Source organism: Duganella sp. Dugasp78 (assembly GCF_059491455.1).
Genome location: NZ_CP168506.1, coordinates 6,193,429 through 6,211,034, shown reverse-complemented (window position 1 = coordinate 6,211,034; position 17,606 = coordinate 6,193,429). Strand labels below are relative to the sequence as shown.

General features: G+C 65.0%; 20 protein-coding genes. 11 read left to right on the top strand and 9 right to left on the bottom strand.

What is annotated here, in order from left to right:
• Positions 1 to 14 precede the first annotated feature (14 nt).
• The 7 genes from ACEN9O_RS27465 to ACEN9O_RS27435 all read left to right on the top strand — a co-directional run bounded on the left by ACEN9O_RS27465 (position 15) and on the right by ACEN9O_RS27435 (position 6,958).
• A complete protein-coding gene (locus ACEN9O_RS27465) occupies positions 15 to 395 on the top strand; it encodes a hypothetical protein (protein WP_495614962.1) in 381 nt (126 codons plus the stop codon).
• Positions 392 to 2,716 carry a GAF domain-containing protein gene (locus tag ACEN9O_RS27460; protein WP_495614961.1) on the top strand — a complete coding sequence of 775 codons (2,325 nt, stop codon included), beginning with the start codon at positions 392 to 394 and terminating at the stop codon, positions 2,714 to 2,716. Before ACEN9O_RS27465 ends, ACEN9O_RS27460 begins: the two co-directional genes overlap by 4 nt.
• Positions 2,713 to 3,627: a LysR family transcriptional regulator gene (locus ACEN9O_RS27455; RefSeq protein ID WP_495614960.1), complete on the top strand. Its 915-nt coding sequence runs from the start codon at positions 2,713 to 2,715 to the stop codon at positions 3,625 to 3,627. The genes ACEN9O_RS27460 and ACEN9O_RS27455 overlap by 4 nt, the downstream gene beginning before the upstream one ends.
• Positions 3,628 to 3,702: 75 nt before the next feature.
• The gene (locus ACEN9O_RS27450) at positions 3,703 to 4,866 is read left to right on the top strand and encodes a PepSY-associated TM helix domain-containing protein (RefSeq protein WP_495614959.1); all 1,164 of its coding nucleotides are present in this window, start codon (positions 3,703 to 3,705) and stop codon (positions 4,864 to 4,866) included.
• Positions 4,867 to 5,045: 179 nt separating this feature from the next.
• Complete coding sequence (locus ACEN9O_RS27445; protein ID WP_161085055.1) at positions 5,046 to 5,336, top strand: H-NS histone family protein; 291 nt, start codon at positions 5,046 to 5,048, stop codon at positions 5,334 to 5,336.
• A 285-nt stretch (positions 5,337 to 5,621) separates the two neighbouring features.
• Positions 5,622 to 6,236, top strand: a complete 615-nt coding sequence (locus ACEN9O_RS27440) for an LON peptidase substrate-binding domain-containing protein (RefSeq protein WP_495614958.1) — start codon at positions 5,622 to 5,624, stop codon at positions 6,234 to 6,236.
• Between the two features lie 92 nt (positions 6,237 to 6,328).
• Positions 6,329 to 6,958 (top strand): FMN-binding negative transcriptional regulator, encoded by a 630-nt coding sequence (locus ACEN9O_RS27435; RefSeq protein ID WP_495614957.1) that lies wholly within the window; start codon positions 6,329 to 6,331, stop codon positions 6,956 to 6,958.
• On the opposite strand, the gene ACEN9O_RS27430 is transcribed toward ACEN9O_RS27435, so the two are convergent.
• Genes ACEN9O_RS27430 through trpS form a run of 3 tightly spaced genes read right to left on the bottom strand, consistent with a single transcriptional unit; the run spans position 6,959 to position 9,296 of the window.
• Positions 6,959 to 7,918 (bottom strand): DMT family transporter, encoded by a 960-nt coding sequence (locus tag ACEN9O_RS27430; RefSeq protein ID WP_495614956.1) that lies wholly within the window; start codon positions 7,916 to 7,918, stop codon positions 6,959 to 6,961.
• Between the two features lie 11 nt (positions 7,919 to 7,929).
• A complete protein-coding gene (locus ACEN9O_RS27425) occupies positions 7,930 to 8,238 on the bottom strand; it encodes a DUF1294 domain-containing protein (RefSeq protein ID WP_495614955.1) in 309 nt (102 codons plus the stop codon).
• Positions 8,239 to 8,243: 5 nt separating this feature from the next.
• Positions 8,244 to 9,296: a tryptophan--tRNA ligase gene (gene trpS, locus ACEN9O_RS27420; protein ID WP_495614954.1), complete on the bottom strand. Its 1,053-nt coding sequence runs from the start codon at positions 9,294 to 9,296 to the stop codon at positions 8,244 to 8,246.
• A gap of 307 nt (positions 9,297 to 9,603) precedes the next feature.
• On the opposite strand from trpS, the gene ACEN9O_RS27415 reads away from it, so the two are divergent.
• Positions 9,604 to 9,813 carry a hypothetical protein gene (locus ACEN9O_RS27415; protein ID WP_495614953.1) on the top strand — a complete coding sequence of 70 codons (210 nt, stop codon included), beginning with the start codon at positions 9,604 to 9,606 and terminating at the stop codon, positions 9,811 to 9,813.
• 57 nt (positions 9,814 to 9,870) lie between these two features.
• On the top strand, positions 9,871 to 11,793 hold the full coding sequence (locus ACEN9O_RS27410) for a CocE/NonD family hydrolase (protein ID WP_495614952.1): 1,923 nt from the start codon (positions 9,871 to 9,873) through the stop codon (positions 11,791 to 11,793).
• Positions 11,794 to 11,817: 24 nt separating this feature from the next.
• Here the strand turns inward: ACEN9O_RS27410 and ACEN9O_RS27405 are convergent, their stop codons facing one another.
• Genes ACEN9O_RS27405 through ACEN9O_RS27395 form a run of 3 tightly spaced genes read right to left on the bottom strand, consistent with a single transcriptional unit; the run spans position 11,818 to position 14,565 of the window.
• Positions 11,818 to 12,630: a substrate-binding periplasmic protein gene (locus ACEN9O_RS27405; protein ID WP_495614951.1), complete on the bottom strand. Its 813-nt coding sequence runs from the start codon at positions 12,628 to 12,630 to the stop codon at positions 11,818 to 11,820.
• Positions 12,627 to 13,886: a TCR/Tet family MFS transporter gene (locus ACEN9O_RS27400; protein ID WP_495614950.1), complete on the bottom strand. Its 1,260-nt coding sequence runs from the start codon at positions 13,884 to 13,886 to the stop codon at positions 12,627 to 12,629. Before ACEN9O_RS27400 ends, ACEN9O_RS27405 begins: the two co-directional genes overlap by 4 nt.
• A 19-nt stretch (positions 13,887 to 13,905) precedes the next feature.
• Positions 13,906 to 14,565, bottom strand: a complete 660-nt coding sequence (locus tag ACEN9O_RS27395) for an HD domain-containing protein (protein WP_495614949.1) — start codon at positions 14,563 to 14,565, stop codon at positions 13,906 to 13,908.
• 151 nt (positions 14,566 to 14,716) lie between these two features.
• Here ACEN9O_RS27395 and ACEN9O_RS27390 point away from each other — a divergent pair, with 151 nt between their 5' ends.
• Both ACEN9O_RS27390 and ACEN9O_RS27385 read left to right on the top strand, forming a co-directional pair.
• Complete coding sequence (locus ACEN9O_RS27390; RefSeq protein ID WP_495614948.1) at positions 14,717 to 15,025, top strand: hypothetical protein; 309 nt, start codon at positions 14,717 to 14,719, stop codon at positions 15,023 to 15,025.
• A 93-nt stretch (positions 15,026 to 15,118) separates the two neighbouring features.
• Complete coding sequence (locus ACEN9O_RS27385) at positions 15,119 to 15,613, top strand: chemotaxis protein CheW (protein ID WP_495614947.1); 495 nt, start codon at positions 15,119 to 15,121, stop codon at positions 15,611 to 15,613.
• A gap of 34 nt (positions 15,614 to 15,647) precedes the next feature.
• On the opposite strand, the gene ACEN9O_RS27380 is transcribed toward ACEN9O_RS27385, so the two are convergent.
• From ACEN9O_RS27380 to ACEN9O_RS27370, 3 genes are all read right to left on the bottom strand, one after another.
• Positions 15,648 to 16,346, bottom strand: a complete 699-nt coding sequence (locus ACEN9O_RS27380; RefSeq protein WP_495614946.1) for a reverse transcriptase-like protein — start codon at positions 16,344 to 16,346, stop codon at positions 15,648 to 15,650.
• Entirely contained in the window at positions 16,346 to 17,089 is a 744-nt protein-coding gene (locus tag ACEN9O_RS27375) for a hypothetical protein (protein WP_495614945.1), read from the bottom strand. The genes ACEN9O_RS27380 and ACEN9O_RS27375 overlap by 1 nt, the downstream gene beginning before the upstream one ends.
• A gap of 251 nt (positions 17,090 to 17,340) precedes the next feature.
• Entirely contained in the window at positions 17,341 to 17,601 is a 261-nt protein-coding gene (locus ACEN9O_RS27370; RefSeq protein WP_495614944.1) for a hypothetical protein, read from the bottom strand.
• Positions 17,602 to 17,606 lie beyond the last annotated feature (5 nt).

Below are 17,606 nucleotides of genomic sequence, written 5' to 3'. Positions count from 1 at the left end.
GATTCCATGGTGATATGATGCTGCGATGTACTTCTTGCAGCGGGCCTCCCCTGAAAAAGCCTAAAGTTACCGAGATTATCCAGTCCGACGACGACAGCCTGCGTCTGGCGCTGGCCGAGGTGCGTGATTTGCAGCGCACCGTGGTCGTGCTGCGCTCGGAGCTGGAGCTGTCCCACAACGAACGCCAGCACGCGGTGCAGGACGCCCTGTCCTTCGCCCACAGCGAGATCGCCCAGTTGCGCGAGACCGTCGCCGCCCTGCGCACCAGCCTGGAACGGCTGACGCAGGAAAAGCTCGACGCGCTGCAACAGGCCAGCACGCTCCACCACGGCGAGGTCGCCCAGCTGCACGACACTATCCGCGCCCTGCGCGACACGCTGGAGGCCCGCGCATGAGTGCCAAGCCCGCGATCCGCAGCGTGCCGGCCAAGCCGCTCGTCAAGAGCGAGGCCGCATCGGCGCAGGCGATGGCCGGGGCCCAGCGCAAGCGGCTGCGCCAGGTCGAGCTGCTGCTGGAAGTGTCGCGCCGCATGGCCGCCTACGATACGCTGGACGAAATCCTCACCGCGCTGATCGACGTCACCACCGAGGAGCTCGACGCCGAACGCGGCACGCTGTTCCTCAACGATGCCGAGACGGGCGAGCTGTTCTCGCGCGTCGCGCAGGGCAATATCCAGCGCGAGATCCGCTTCCTCAACCACACCGGCATCGCCGGCCACGTGTTCACCACCGGCGAGGCCGTGAGCATCGCCGACGCCTACGCCGATCCGCGCTTCAACCGTTCCATCGACGAGCAGACCGGCTTCGTCACCCGCAACATCCTGTGCGTGCCGATCAAGACCTTCAAGGGCGAGATCATCGGCGTGTCGCAGACGCTGAACAAGCGGCGCGGCAAGTTCACCCGCGCCGACCTGCAACTGCTGGAGGCGCTGACCACGCAGGGCACGCTGGCGCTGCAAAGCGCGCGCTTCCTTGAAAGCATGAAGAAGATCCGGCGCCAGGAGATGGAATTCATCGACGTGGTGTCCGAGGTGACGGCCGATATCAAGCTCGGCTCGCTGCTGCAGAAAGTGATGGGCGAGGCCACGCGCCTGCTCAACGCCGAGCGCTCAACCCTGTTCCTCAACGACGAGAAGACCGGCGAGCTGTGGTCGGAAGTGGGGCAGGGCCTGGAGTCGCTGCAGATCCGCCTGCCCAACACGGCCGGCATCGCCGGCGCCGTGTTCACCTCCGGCAAAACCATCAACATCCCGTACGCCTACGCCGACCTGCGCTTCAATCCGGCCTTCGACAAGCGCACCGGCTATTTCACGCGCTCCATCCTGTGCGTACCGATCGTCAACAAGGCCGGCAAGATCATCGGCGTGACGCAGGTGCTCAACAAGCGCGGCGGTCCGTTCACCCACGAGGACGAATCGCGGCTGCGCGCCTTCACCGCGCAGATCTCGATCGCGCTGGAAAACGCCAAGCTGTTTGCCGACGTCCAGCAGATCAAGAACTACAACGAGGCCATGCTGGAGTCGATGTCGAACGGCGTCATCACGCTGGACGGACAGGAGAAGATCGTCACCTGCAACGCTGCCGGCCTGCGCATCCTGCGCACCGCGGCGGACGGCATCGTCGGCCGCCAGGCGGCGGATTTCTTCGGCGCCGCGAACACCTGGGTGATGGACAAGCTGCACCACGTCGAGGAAAACCAGTCGGCCGAACACCTGATGGACGCCGAGCTGGTGCTGGACGACGCCACGCTGTCGGTCAACTTCAGCGTGCAGCCGCTGCTGTCGATGGAGAAGAAGCGCATCGGCTGGATGCTGATGATCGAGGACATCTCCAGCGAGAAGCGCTTGCGCTCGACCATGTCGCGCTATATGGACCCCGGCATCGCCGACCAGATGGTGGCCAACGGCGCTGAAATGCTGGGCGGTAAAAACGTGCCGGCTACGGTGCTGTTCTCGGACATCCGCAGCTTCACCACCATCACCGAGCAGCTGGGCGCGCAGGGCACGGTCACGCTGCTCAACGAATACTTCACGATGATGGTCGACTGCATCCAGCGCGAAGAGGGCATGCTGGACAAGTTCATCGGCGACGCCATCATGGCCGCCTTCGGCATCCCGGTCGGCCACGACGACGACGCCGACCGCGCGCTGCGCACCGCCATCGCCATGATGAATGAGCTGAGCGCGTGGAACCAGCTGCGCGCGCGCGAGGGCAAGCCGCCGGTGGAGATCGGCATCGGCCTCAACACCGACCAGGTCGTGTCCGGCAACATCGGCTCCAAGAAGCGCATGGACTACACCATCATCGGCGACGGCGTGAACCTGGCGGCGCGGCTGGAATCGGCCTGCAAGCAGTACGGCGCACGCATCCTCATCAGCGAGTTCACCTACCGCGCGCTGCGCGGCACCTACCGCCTGCGCGAGGTGGACATCGTGGTGGTCAAGGGCAAGACCCAGCCGGTGTCGATCTACGAAGTGATGGACTTCCACAGCGAGGACAGCTACCCGAACCTGGTGGAGGCGATGGGCCTGTTCCGCAATGGCCTGCAGAGCTACCGCAAGCGCAACTGGGCCGCCGCCGGCAAGCTGTTCGACGAGGTGCTGGCGCTCAATCCGCACGACAAGGTGGCCGCGCTGTACATCGAGCGTTGCGGCCACATGGCGGCCAACCCGCCGCCCGACGACTGGGACGGCACCTTCGTCATGGAATCGAAGTGAAGATCCCCCGCAGCACGCTGGAGCAATGGCAGGTATTGCAGGCGATCGTGGAGTGCGGCGGCTATGCGCAGGCGGCCGAGGCGCTGCACCGCAGCCAGTCCTCGGTCAGCTACATGGTGGCCAAGCTGCAGGAACAGCTGGGCGTGGAATTGCTGGAGATCGACGGCCGCCGCGCGCGCCTGACAAAAAGCGGCGAGGCCTTGCTGGCCAAGGCGCGCGAGCTGCTGGGCGACGCCTTCCAGCTGGAGCAGCTGGCCGTCAGCCTGTCCGAAGGCTGGGAGCCGCAGGTGGGCATCGCCGTCGACAGCCTGTTCCCGGTCGAGCTGCTGGTGCAGGTGCTGCGCGATTTCGAGCCGTGGGCCAGGCACACCCGCGTCAACCTCGAGGAGACCGTGCTGTCCGGCTCCGAGGATGCGCTGCTGGAAAAGCGCGCCGACATCGCCATCGTCAGCCGGGTGCCGCCCGGCTTCCTGGGCGATACGCTGATGGATATCGAGTTCGTCGCCGTGGCCCATCCGTGCCACCCGCTGCACGCGCTGGGCCGCGAGCTGGAGGTGGACGACCTGAGCCGCAACCTGCACATCGTGGTGCGCGACTCCGGCACGCTGAACCCGCGCGACCACGGCTGGCTCAGCAGCACCCAGCGCTGGAGCGTCACCAGTCCGCACACGCGCATGGAGATGATATGCAGCGGCCTGGGCTTCGGCTGGCTGGCCGAGCACAAGATACAGACCCAGCTGGAGCAGGGCTTGCTCAAGCCGCTGCCGCTGCGGGTGGGGCAGCGCCGCAAGCTGTCGCTGTCGCTGATCGTCGCCAACCCGGAAGTGGCCGGCCCGGCGACCTGCCGCATGGCCAATCTGATACGCAAGGTGGTGAAGGACGGCATCGTGCACCGGCCGCTGTGCGAATGATTTTGTAACTGAGAATTATTCGCATCCTTGGTGAGCTTTTAGTATAATCGGCCTCCTCTTTTGAAGCCGAGTCCAATGTCCGCAGCCCACCACCACGCTCACCGATCGCCGCGCCGCCTGCGCCGGACCATCCGTCCCGGCGTGCTGTGGCTGCACCGCTGGCTGGGGCTGACGCTGGGTTTGCTGCTGGTGCTGGCCGGCTTGAGCGGCAGCCTGCTGGTGTTCCGCCACGAGCTGGACGCCGAACTGAACCCCCAGCTGGTCCATAATTCCGTGCCCTGCGACGCCGCGCTGGATGTGGCGGGCGTGGTCGCCAGCCTGCAGCGCGTTTGGCCGCAAGCCAAGGTCAGCTCGGTATACCTGCCTACCCATGCCGGCGCCAGCTACGGCCTGTATTTCAAGGCGCCCGGCGTCGCCGACAACGAAGCCATGCTGGACTCATGCAGCGGCGCCTTGCTGGGCAGCCGCAATCGCGATGAAGTCGGATTTGACGCCCTCCATCTGGTGCCGACCGTGCTGCGCTGGCACGACAGTCTGCTGCAAGGCAAATCCGGCCGCGCCGCACTGGGATGGCTGGCGCTGGCCTGGGTGGCGCTGCTGATCGCCGGCCTGCTGCTGGCCTGGCCGGCGCCGGCGCAAGGCTGGAAGCGCGCCTTGCACGTCAACTGGCGCCAGAACGCCTATCGCAGCCATTTCGACCTGCACCGCTCGGCCGGCTTGCTGGCGATGGTGCTGATGCTGGTGGTTGCTGTCACCGGCTTCTACAACGGCTTGCCGGAGCTGGCGCGCGTGCTGGTGGGGCAGGTGGCGCCGGTCAGCACCGCGCACCGCGGCGTCGCCATGCCGGCCGTGCAAAAAGGTGAAACCACGATCTCCTGGAACGACGCCAAAGCCATCGCCGAGCAGCGCCTGAGCGATGGTGCCGTGCTGCTTGCGCTGCAAAGCTTGCCCGACCGCGGCCTGTACCAGGCCCGCCTGCGCCGCGCCGACGACTGGCAGCGCACCGGCACTTTGCGCCTGCTGATCGATATCCGCAGCGGCGCGGTAATTGAAACAGTTAATCCCCTGGCCGGTACCGGCGGCGACCGCTTCCTGGCGTCTTTATTCCCGCTGCATTCAGGCCAACTTGGCGGCGCCATAGGCCGCTGGCTTATGGTGATTGCTGGTTTGCTGCCGGCACTATTCTTTATAACGGGACTTTCCACCTGGGTATTGCGGCGCCGTCGTAAAAGCGTCTGATACGCGCTTCATTTGAACGACAGTTGTGGAAATTATTCGTTTTTATCGCTATATTGGTATTTGTCACATATATCTCTGGAGAATCAGCGCAAAGTTATGGTAAATTGCGCTAATCAATTCTCACACATTGTCACTAGTGGTTTTTTTAGAATCTAACCCGCCGATAAGAAGGAAATAAGATGACGACTTACCAGGAATACAAAGCAAAGATCGCCGAGCTGGAAAATCTGGCCGAAACTGCCCGCAAAAATGAAATCGCGCAGGCCAAAGAGAAAGTCACGGCTATCATGCGTGAATACGGCCTGACCGTGGCGGATCTGGGCGGCGTGGCCAAGGTGAAGACGGTCAAAACCCGCGCACCGGTGCCAACCAAATATCGTGACGATGCAACCGGCCAGACCTGGACCGGCCGCGGCCGCGCGCCGAAATGGCTGGAAGGCAAGGACAAAGAGCAGTATCTGATTAAGTAAGCCTTACTCAGCAAGCGCGCTGCAAGGCCGGGGTCGGGGTTTATATTCTTATAAACCCCGACCCCGGCCTTTCTCTTTTGGGACGCGATCCGTGATGCGCGGTGCCGCAGTATTATTCTCCGCTTTAATTTCCACCGTTACTCCGGCCGCGCAGACTGCCGCCATATTGTGCAGCGTTGCTTTTGTGATGAAACGCGGCCTTGTTTTGCGCCGACCTTAAGGAAGCGCTAAGGTTAGTGCAGTCTGTCTAGACCGAGCACAGCCATTTCATGCGATGATAGCGGAATGGCATCAATCCCTCTTTTTCCGCTTAATACCATCCTGTTCCCGGACGGGCATTTGCCGTTGCAGGTATTTGAAGTGCGCTACCTGGACCTGGTCAAGCGCTGCATCGCCAACGGCGAGGAATTCGGCGTGGTCCCGCTGCTCGAGGGCAGCGAAACGCGCATCCCCGACATGCAGGAAACCCTGTCCGACGCCGGCACCATGGCCCGCATCCTGGAGTGGACCGCGCCGCTGCCGGGACTGCTGCAAATCTCCTGCGTCGGCACCACGCGCTTCCAGATCAAATCGGCCGAAAAGCTCAAGCATGGCTTATGGGTGGCCGAGGTCGACGAGGTCGCCGAAGACATGGTGGTACCCGTCCCCACCGAGCAGCAGGACGTCGCCAACGCGTTGGGCTCGCTGATCCGCTCCCTGCAGAAGAAGCAGATCTCCACCGCCAACATGCCGCTGGCGCCACCGTACCGGCTGGACGAAGCCGGCTGGGTGGCGAACCGCTGGTGCGAGCTGCTGCGGCTGGACGTGGGCGAGAAGCAGCGCCTGCTGCTGCAGGAGAATCCCGTGCTGCGCCTGGAGCTGATCCAGGACGTGCTGAGCGAGAACGGCCTGCTGGATTAGGCCTGGCACCATGGCGGCGCTCCTGGCTGGCCCTATTGGCAGCGCGGCGCCGCTGCTACACTTGCCTTATTGTCCACATCATCCGGCCCGCCATGTACCTGCAACCCGCTTTCGCCGAAGACCGTCTTGAAGTCCGCCACGGCCTGATGCGTGCCTTTCCCCTGGCCACGCTGATCCTGGCCGATGCCGACGGCGTCACCGCCGACCTGATTCCCTTCATGCTGTACGCCGACGAGGGCGACAGCGGCCTGGGCGTGCTGCGCGCCCATGTGGCGCGCGCCAATCCGCTGTGGCGCAAGCTGGAGACGGCAACGCAATGCCTGGTGGTCTTCCAGGGACCGGACGCCTACATCAGCCCGAGCTGGTACGAGACCAAGCGCACCACGCACAAGGTGGTGCCGACCTGGAACTACGCGATGGTGCAGGCACGCGGCGCGGGCAGGGTGGTGGACGATCCGTTCTGGCTGCGCCGCCTGCTCGACCACCTGACCGCCGCGCACGAAGGCGGCCTGCCGCAGCCGTGGGAACTGGACGACGCGCCGGCCGATTTCATGGCCGCGACGATGAAGGCCATCATCGGCATCGAGATCCCGATCGACAGCCTGGTGGGCAAATGGAAGGTCAGCCAGAACCGCAGCGGCGCCGACCAGCGCGGCGTGGTGGCGGGCTTGCAGGATGGCGCGATGGCCGGGCTGGTGGCGGAACGCCTCAAGCCCGACTAATCAGCCGGCGTGCGCCTCGCTGGCCTCGTCCAGCGCGTGCACGCGCATCGACCACGTCACGCCGGCCACCAGCAGCAGCATGGCGGCGATCTCCAGCCCGCGCGGCAGCTGCTGCTTGTAGATGCAGCCGTACAGCAGCGCGAACAAGGTCTCGAACAGGAGCAACTGGCCGGACAAGGTCAGCGGCACCTTGCGGCTGGCGATATTCCACAGGTGGTTGCCGATCACCGATGCGCCCAGTGCCAGCAGCGCATTGACGATCCAGAACAGCGTCCAATCGCGGCCGCTGGCCACAGCCCCGGCGCCGGTCACGTCGGCATGGAACAGCGCCAGCCCCGCCAGCGCAATCGCCAGCGCGATCACGCCGCTCGACAGGCCGTACAGGGCCGACCACTCGCCGCTGCTGAAATGCGGATTGCGCTTCAGGTAGCGCGCATTGTCCACCGAATACCAGGTCCAGCACAGCAGCGCGCCGGCGGCGCACAGCACGCCGAGGGTCTTGTCGGCCAGCGGCGCGCCGTTGCCAGCGTCGTGGGTGAAGACGTCGACGTTGACGCAGATGATGCCGGCCGCCACCAGCAGCAAGGGCAGCATCAGCTGCTTGAGCGGTACCGAGCCGTGGTCCTTCTGGCCGACCAGCGTGACGGAAATCGGCAGCACGCCGATGATCAGCGAAGTGGCCGCCACGCCGGCGAACTTGACGCCCAGCGCTAGCAGCATGTAGTAGACGATGTTACCGGCCAGCGCGTGCTTGAGCATCGCGATCATGTCGCCGCGGTCGAGCTGGCGCAGCAGCGCGGGCAGGCGCGACGCCATCAAACCGCCGGCGATCAGGCCGTAGGCGATGTAGCGCCCGCAGGCCATCTCCAGCGGCGTGAACGCCGTCAGCAATTCCGGCACGATGAACACCATGCCCCACATGGCGCCCGCCAGCAAGCCGCACAACACGCCATGCCACATGGTCGATATCCTCAGTAGTTTGTGCGCAGCCACCACACGGCGGCCAGCGCGGACAGGTTCAGCGCGACGCTGCACCAGTAGGCGATCTGGAACGAGGTCTTGACCGTCTTGTGACGCAGCCAGCGCTGCGCCAGCAGGCCACCGGGCCAGCCGCAGGCCAGGCCCCACAGCAGCAGCGTGCTTTCGGGCGTGCGCCGCCGGCCCTTGATCGCGGCCGACTTGTCGACCGCGTAAGCGATGAAGCAGATGACGCTGGCGACGCCGTACGCCGCCGCAAGCCACAGCAGCGCAAGCTGCGAGGGCAGGGCGTCCGGCGTCACCGGGTTCAGAAGTAGCTCAGGCCGAGGGCGGCCTTGACTTCGTCGGTGGTGCGGGCCGCCACTTCGCGCGCGCGCATGGTGCCTTCCTTCAGCATCTGCATGATGTAGCCCTTGTCCTGCGCCAGCGCTTCGCGGCGGGCGCGGATCGGCGCCAGCATCTCCTGCAGCACCACTTCCAGGCGCTTCTTGACGATCGAGTCGCCCAGGCCGCCGCGCACGTAGTGGGCCTTCATTTCGGCCAGCTTGTCCTGTTCAGGATCGAAGGCGTCCAGGTAGATGAAGGCGACGTTGCCCTCCAGGTGGCCCGGATCTTCCACGCGCAGGTGCAGCGGATCGGTATAAACCTTTTTCACGGCGGCGGTGATCTCGGCGGCGGTGGCGCCCAGGTTGATCGTGTTGCCCAGCGATTTGCTCATCTTGGCCTTGCCGTCGGTGCCCGGCAGGCGGCCGATTTCCGGCACCAGCGCCTTGCACTCGACCAGGATGTCGCGGTTGGCCAGGCGGTTGAAGCGGCGCACGATCTCGTTGGTCTGCTCGATCATCGGGATCTGGTCATCGCCGACCGGCACGATGGAGGCCTTGAACGCCGAGATGTCGGCCGCCTGCGAGGCCGGGTAGGTCAGGAAGCCGGCCGGGATGTCGCGCTCGAAGCCGCGCAGCGCGATCTCGGTCTTGACGGTCGGGTTGCGCTCCAGGCGCGCCACGGTCACCAGGTTGAGGTAGTAGAAGGTCAGCTCGGCCAGCTCCGGGATCTGCGACTGGATCAGGATGGTCGACTTGGCCGGGTCGATGCCGACCGCCAGGTAGTCCAGCGCCACTTCGACCACGTTGCGGTGCACCTTGTTGGTGTCGTCCATATTGTCGGTCAGGGCCTGGGCGTCGGCCAGCATGATGAACTGCTTGTATTCGTGCTGATAGGCGACGCGGTTGCGCAGGCTGCCGACGAAGTGGCCCAGGTGCAGCGGGCCGGTGGGGCGGTCGCCGGTCAGGATCACGGTCGGGCCTTTGGGCGCTGCTGGCGTGGTGGCGATTACTTCGGACTGTTCGGTCAGGCTCATCAGGGGTTCCTTTACGTTGCCCCGGTCTGGCGCGACGAATATAAAAAACGCCACCAGATGAGGGCGGCGTTGATAAAAATATCACATCACTATGGGTAGACAGTGGCCGCGCGCTAGGAGCGGCGCCAATTCAGGCAGGCGTGAAGTGTGGTGTAAAAAATCATGCGCGTATGGTTGCAGTTCAGCGCCGGTCTGTCAAGGTGTGCGGCGCCGCAAGGCCGGCAGCGGGATTCGGAACTGGATTGATTACTCGCGGTCTGATACAAAGGAGATTAAAATGGCCGACAACTTCGATTCCGTCGCATTTATGGATACCCTGACTGAAGGCGGCATGCCCGAGAAGCAGGCCAAGGCGCTGGCCTCGGCGATGTTCCAGCTGATCGACACCCACCTGGTGACCAAGAGCTATCTCGACATGCGCCTGGCGCAGCTCAAGTCCGAGTTGACCCAGTGGATGGTGGGAGCGATGATCGTCCAGACCGGGTTCACCGCCGTGCTCTTCAAGCTCATGCACTAATCGTAACGATAAGGTAGTATTGCCGATCCCGAGCAATACCCCCTTACCGGAGCAGATATGCGTGACCTTGCAGTTGCAGTGCTTTCCACCCTGATGGTCTCCGCCGCAACGGCGCAAACGCCCACGGCGCCCACGCCGCCGATGGCGCCCGATATCCCCGCCAAGTTCGACACCGCCGTCCCCAACGCCGACTACGTCAAGCGCGACCTCATGATCCCCATGCGCGACGGCGTCAAGCTGCACACCGTGATCGTCATCCCCAAGGGCGCCGTCCACGCGCCGATGGTGCTGAGCCGCACCCCCTACAACGCCAGCGGCCGCACCCAGCGCAACGTCAGCCCCAGCGTGCTGGCCACGGTCGGCCAGGGCGACGAAGTGATGATGGAAAACGGCTACATCCGCGTCTACCAGGACGTGCGCGGCAAGTACGGCTCCGAGGGCGACTACGTGATGACCCGCCCGGTCAGGGGCGCGCTCAACGACACCCGCACCGACCACTCCACCGACGCCTGGGACACCATCGACTGGCTGGTCAAGAACGTCCCCGAAAGTAACGGCAAGGTCGGCATGATAGGCTCGTCCTACGAAGGCTTCACCGTGCTGATGGCACTGGTCGATCCGCACCCGGCGCTCAAGGTCGCGGTGCCGATGAGCCCCATGGTCGACGGCTGGCGCGGCGACGACTGGTTCCACAACGGCGCCTTCCGCGTGCCCAACCTGAGCTACATCGCCGGCCAGACCGCCGCCAAAGGCAGCGGCAAGACCATGGCCACCGGCGTCTACGACGACTACGAAGGCGTGCTGCGCGGCGGCTCCACCGCCGACTATGCCAAGCAGTTCGGCCTCGACCAGCTCAACTTCACCCGCAAGCTGTTCGAGCATCCCGCCTACGACAGCTACTGGCAGCAGCAGGCGCTGGACAAGATCCTGGCCAAACGCCAGATGAAGGTGCCGACCATGACCGTGGTCGGCTACTGGGACCAGGAAGACATCTACGGCGCCTACGCCTTCTACTCGGCGGTCGAGCCGCAGGACACCGCCAACAACAAGAACTTCCTGGTGGTGGGGCCGTGGCGCCACAGCGGCGTCAATTACGAGGGCTCGAGCCTGGGCGCGTTCAAGTTCACCGGCGACACCGCGCTGGAATTCCGCCGCGACGTGATGCAGCCCTTCCTCGACCAATACCTGAAGGACGGCGCGCCGGCCGCCGACACGCCGCCGGTGCTGTTCTACCAGACCGGCGTCAATCGCTGGCAGCGGCTGCAGCGCTGGCCGCTGGCCTGCGAGGCCGGCTGCCCGGCGCCGCTGAAACCGATCTACCTGAAGCCCGACTTCAAGCTCGACTTCGACGCCCCGCAACCGGGCGCCGGCTTTGACGAATACGTGTCCGACCCGGCCAAGCCGGTGCCGTTCGTGCCGCGCCCGGTGCACATGAACGATGCGAACGTGTGGCGTCCGTGGCTGGTCAGCGACCAGCGCGGCGTCTCCGACCGCACCGATGTGCTGAGCTACGTCACCGAGCCGCTGAAGGCGCGCCTGCAGATCTCCGGCGCCCCCATGGTCAACCTGTACGCCTCGACCACCGGCACCGACACCGACTGGGTGGTCAAGCTGATCGACGTCTACCCGGACGAGGTGCCGTCGCAGCCGGAGCTGGGCGGCTACCAGCTGGGCATCGCGATGGACATCTTCCGCGGCCGCTACCGCAACAGCTTCGAGCATCCGTCGCCGATCACGCCGGGCGCCGTGGAGAAGTACCGCTTCGCGCTGCCGAACGCCAACCACGTCTTCCTGCCCGGTCACCGGGTGATGGTGCAGATCCAGTCCAGCTGGTTCCCGCTGTACGATCGCAACCCGCAGACCTACGTGCCGAACATCTTCTACGCCAAGCCGGCCGACTACAAGAAGGCGACGCTGCGCGTGTACCACGCTGGCGCCGAGAGCAGTGCGCTGGAGCTGCCGGTGGTGGAGGGAAAATAAGCTAAACGGAATAAACCGTTTAGCCTAGCGCGGACGCACGTTGTCGTTCAGTATGTCCGAGTGGAAGTGGCGGCGGTAGCCCTCCATCACCTGGTTCGACTTGCCGATTTTTTCCAGCATGTCGAGCAGCACCCGCTGGTCTTCCGGCTTGAGCGCGCGCGACACGTAGGCGCCGCTGTCGTGCCACGGCAATTCCGGGATGGCTTCCATGCGCAGCTTCTCCTGCAAGCCCTGGACCCGCGGATCGCGCCGGATCGCGCCGGCCATCAGCGTCGGTCCCATGATGGTGAGGTCGGCCGAGCCGGCATTGAGCAGGCGCGCCACCGCCACCACGTCGACCTCGACGAACAGGCGGCCCTGCTTGGCCAGCTCGTTGACCAGCGCCGTATATTCCTCGCCGTAGTCGAAGCCGCGCACCACGGCCACGCGCAGGTCGCGCCGTTCCAGCAGGTCCTTGGCGTTGGAGATGGGGGCGCGCTGGCCGGCCACGGAAATCAGCATGGCGCGGTGGCTGATCATCGGCACGAAGGCGCCCAGCAGATCGCGCGACGGCGTGCGCGAAGCCGGCACCAGCAGGTCCGCCTTGCCGTCCTTGAACATGGCCACCTGGCGCGCGCGCGGCACCACGGTGAAGACGAAGTTGCAGCCGTTTTTGGCGCCCAGGATGCGCAGCAGGTCGGGATAGATGCCGCCGATATGCGAGCCCTCGATTTGCACGCTGGCGCCGCTGGCCGACACCGGCACGGCGATGTCGCGCGAACAATCGGCGGCTACAGCGGCGCTGGCGGCCTGCAGCAGGCCGGCCGCCAGCAGCATGACGAAACCGCGCCGCTTCATGGCGTGGCGGCCTGCAGGTGGTGGCGGCTGAAGTAGCGCTGCGCCACCACGATGGCCAGGGCCTGCATCACCGCGCACAGGTAGAAGGTGCTGCCGATGCGCCAGTCGTCGGACGGCAGGTGGCTCACCTCACCCAGGATGGCGGCGCCCAGCAGCGGCATGAAGATCACCCACAGGCTGCTGACCGATTGCAGGGATCCCATCAACTCGCCCTGTTCATTGGGCGCGGTGGCTTTGGAGATGATGCCTTGCAGCGCAGGGCCGACCGCGAACGACAGCACATTACAGAGGATCAGCACATACATCATCCAGCCGTGCGTGGCCAGGCCGTACAGCAGATAGGTGATACCGCCGGAGCACATCCCCAGCAAGGACAGGCGCACTTCGCCGAAGCGCTTGATCAGGAGGCCCAGCAGGCCGGCCTGCACCACGGCCGCCGTCAGGCCGACGCAGAACAGCGCCGCGCCGTTCTGGCCCGGCGTCCAGGCGAAGCGGAAGTGGGTGTACAGCACCCAGGTCGTCTGCAGCATCATCTGCGCGCAGGTGACCAGCGCGAAGGTGATCACCAAGCCGCGGATGTCGGTGCGGCGCGCCAGCTTGAACAGCGCCGACAGCGGATTGATCTTGGCCAGGCTGAACGGCGAGCGGCGCGCCGCCGGCAGCGATTCCGGCACCACGAAATAACCGTAGACGAAATTGGCGGCCGACAGCGCGCCGGCCACGTAGAACGGCAGGTGCAGGTCGACGCTGCCCAGCAGCCCGCCCAGCATCGGGCCGCAGATGAAGCCCAGGCCGAACGCCGCGCCGACCTTGCCGAAGCTCTTGGCGCGGTTCTCCGGCGTCGAGATGTCCGACGCGTAGGCCGACGCCACCGACATGCTGGCCGACGACATGCCGCCCACCACGCGGCCGATGAACAGGCAGGCCAGGTTGGGCGCCCACGCCGTGGTCAGGAAGTTGATGCACATGCCGGCCATCGAATACAGCAGCACCGGGCGGCGGCCGATGCGGTCGCTGACGGCGCCCAGCATGGGCATGAAGATGAACTGCATCAGGCCGAACACCGCGCTCATGATGCCGTACCAGTAGGCCTGGTTCTCGCGCGAGCCGACAAATTCGCCGACCAGCATCGGCAGCACCGGCACGATCAGGCCGATGCCCAGCATGTCGATGAAGACGCAAATCAAAACGAAGTTCAGATTGCCGGCGGGCGCGGCGGCCGGTATGGCCGTTGCTGCGGTATCGGGAGGGGTCATGTGATCGGTAGGCAGAGGGTCAGGGCGCCGCCGGGCTGGCGGCCCACTCGGCGATGAAGCTGTCGCGGAAGGCGGCCAGCTCGCTGAAGCGGTTTTGCGCCAGGCGGCGTCCGGCCGCCGTCTGCATTTTGCCGGGCAGGGTGGCCAGCTTGGTGTCGATATGGTCGAGCGCATAGGCCTTTTCGTCGAGCTCGCGGTGCAGCGCCATCGGATCGTCGGCGTGCGCCAGCGCGGTGCCCATGCGGCCGGCCGTGTAGAACAGCCGCGCCAGTCCAACCGCACCGAGCGCGTCGAGGCGGTCGGCATCCTGGACGATCTTGGCCTCGATGGTTTCGGCGCGGATGGCGGCGGAAAAACTGTGGCTTTCGATCGCATGCGCGACGGCGGCCAGTTTGTTGGGCGGGAAATCGAGTTCGGCCAGCTGGCGGCTGGCCAGCAGCGCCGCCTTGCGCGAGGCCAGGTGGCGTTCGGGATCGTTCTTGGGCAGGTTGACCAGGTCGTGCAGATAACAGGCGGCCAGCACGACCAGCGCGTCGGCCTCGGGATAATCGTCCAGCAGCAGGGCGGCGTTGCGCCAGACCCGGTGCAGGTGATTGGTGTCGTGTGCTCCATCGGCTCCGGCGGCGGCACTGGCCAGGCGAACCAGGCGCGGGTGCCAGCTGTTCAGCAAGCTGTTCATCATTCTCCAGTGATGTCTTCGGCGATCAGTGTTCAGATCATACAGCCTGATTCCGCCGTTGTGCAGGGTTACGTGGCGACGATTAAAAATTGTTTGCTTGCCAAGTACGATGAGATTGTGCAAAATGCAACCATATTTGATAATAACAGGCATGATGATGCGTAACTTGCTGGCGCTTGTACCGATATTGACGGCCCTGGTCTGCGGCGATGCCCTGGCACTGGACGACACGCCGACCGTGGCGCCGCATTTCCAGATCAAGGGTGAGGACATGCGCCAGGCCAGCGCGCGCCCGAACACCCCCACCGGCACGCCAGCGCCGGCCAAACGCGTCGAAGCCGAGGCCCCCAAACCGGAGCCGCAGGCCCTGAACCCGCGCGCCGTGGCCATCACCGTGCTGCGCCCGCTGCCGGCCCAGGCATATCAGCTGGTTGAAAAACCGAGGTGGAAACTGCGTTAAGGTTATTTATTGCTTTGGCGCATTTATTTGCTGCGCCTTTACTTGACTTGAGGTAACATTGCTGTCAATCACTTTGGCAATGAAGGAAACCCCATGTCTGCTACCGTAAGCGAACTGCACGCAACGACTCCCGCCGGCGAGTATTTGGCCTTCACGCTGGGCCAGGAAGAATACGGCATCGATATCCAAAAAGTAGCCGAGATCCGCAGCTACGAAACCCCGACCCGCATCGCCAACGCGCCCGATTTCGTCAAGGGTGTGGTCAATCTGCGCGGCCTGATCGTGCCGATCGTCGACATGCGCATCAAGTTCAGCCTGGGCACGCCGTCGTACGACCAGTTCACTGTGGTCATCATCCTCAACATCGGCCACCGCGTGGTCGGCATGGTGGTGGACCGCGTCTCCGACGTCACCACGCTGATGCCCGAACAAGTCAAGCCGGCGCCGGAAATCGGCTCGGCCATCAACACCGACCACATCGTCGGCCTGGGCACGCTCGACGAGCGCATGCTGATCCTGATCGATATCGACAAGTTGATGTCCAGCGCCGACATGGGCCTGGTCGAAAAAACCGCGCTGGCTGCGTGATGACGATGCCGGCGTTGCGCCTGACCAGCCGCGCTTAAACGTCGCCGCTGTCGCCGGGCGATCTATCGATTGCCTGCTGCGACAAGCGGTCCGCGTCACCGTTGCGGTGGCGCGGCACCCAGCGCAGGCTGACGGTGCCCAGTGGCGCCATCAAGTCCATCACGTGCTGGCGATGTTCTTCCAGTCCCTTCGCGCCGCGGCCGGCGGCCACCGCCTGCGCGGTCAGGTTCACATCATTGACCACCACCTGGCTGTCGCCATGCACCATCAGGCCGGTAGCGCCCAGGCGTGCGGCCGCTTCCAGCAAGGCCGCCAGCGCCAGGTATTCCGCCTCGCCGCTATTGCCATATCCGGCGCGGCGGCTGATTTCCACCCGCTCGCCATCCGGTCCGCACAGCAGCGCGCCAATCCCGATCTGCCCCGGATTCGGACGCGCCGAACCGTCGAACCATCCACGCCAGCCGTCGGTGGCGGGCCGCATGCGCGCCGCGCGCTGTTCCAGCAGCCGCGCCTTCTCCGCCGATTTTGCCAGGCGCCGCTCCTCATCCCGCAGGCGCAAGGCGCTGCGTTCGGCCAGCAGCAGCGACAGACCGTGCATGCCGGCCGCCTGCGCCAGCACCTGATGCAGCGCCTGCGCCTCGCTCACATTGGAGCGCGCCGCCAGACGACGAGCGGCCACGCGCTCGCCCTTGTAGGCGGCCGTGGCCAAGATCTCGAAATCAGCTTCGTTCATCAGTCGCGACGCGGATTGTCCGGATGGCGGTCGTGGCGGTTAGGCACGCCGTCGCCGTCGCGATCGCGGTCATAACGGTTCGGGACGCCGTCGTGATCCTTGTCGCCCCGGCCGTGGCCGCGGTTGTCGTGATGGTCGTAGCGGTTGGGGATGCCGTCATGATCGCGGTCGCCGTTAGGGCCGCGCTCCCAGCGCGCTTCCTCGCGCAGCCAGCGGCCATCGTGTTGCACCCAACGCGGCTGCGCATACACATAACCCGGACGCTCGGCGACCCAGCTGCCGCCTATCCATTCGTGGCGGTTGCCGCGCCAGTCCCAATAGCCGGGCGCCCAGATGTAGCCGTAACGCGGCGCAGGGACTCGCTCATAACGCGGGGGCGGCGGAGCGACTGTCACATAGTCGACCGGCACCGGGGCGGAGCCCACGGTGACCCAGCCGCCCGGGTCCAGGCGCCAGTTGCCGCCATCGCGTATCCACTCGGCGCGGCGATACTGCGCGCCGACGCGTTCAGATTCCCAGCGGCCGGCCAGCCATACGTGGCGATAGCCGTCCCAGTTCCAATACCCGGGCGCCCAGACGTAGCCGCGGCGCGGCGCCGGCAGGCTTTCGAAACGCGGAGCCGGCGGGGCATTGCTGATCACGACGCTGACGCCGACTTGCGCGGACGCGATGGCTGGAGCGAATGCTGCTGCGCTCAACGCGAGCATGGCGGCAGCGTAAATGGTGTGCGAGCGTTTGATCATGATGTGTTCTCCGTTTGCGCGTTTTCGTGCAACGCTTGAAACGAACTATAGCAAGCAGAGTCAGGGATGGCTCCCCATGATTCAACTTTTTACATCTGACACAAAGGTGAGTTGGTGTGTGCGGTGGCGCACAGATGGGACGACTGAGGCGGGGATGGCGAAGGGGGGCGTGGAACGGCGCCAGGCAGTGAAAGGCTTCGCCTGTTACGCGGCGTTTCGGTGGCGCGTACAGGCGAAGGGATTACGGGCCTTCAAATTTTTCTCGCTGCGGTGGTGCCTGCGGCCAGCACGGATTTGCCTTCATCGATCAGCGACTGTTTTTTCTGTTCGGCGGTCAGGCGCTTGGCGGTGACGACGACCACTTGCATGTCCTTGGCGGCTGGCGCGGTGTAGCTGGCCAGTGCTGGCGCCTGCGTTGGCGCTGCGGTGGTTTCGTCGAGTACGTAGTTGGCGGCGCAGGCCAGGCCCAGGGTCATGACAAACAGGGCTTCGAAGTTTTTCAGGACGTTCATTTTGC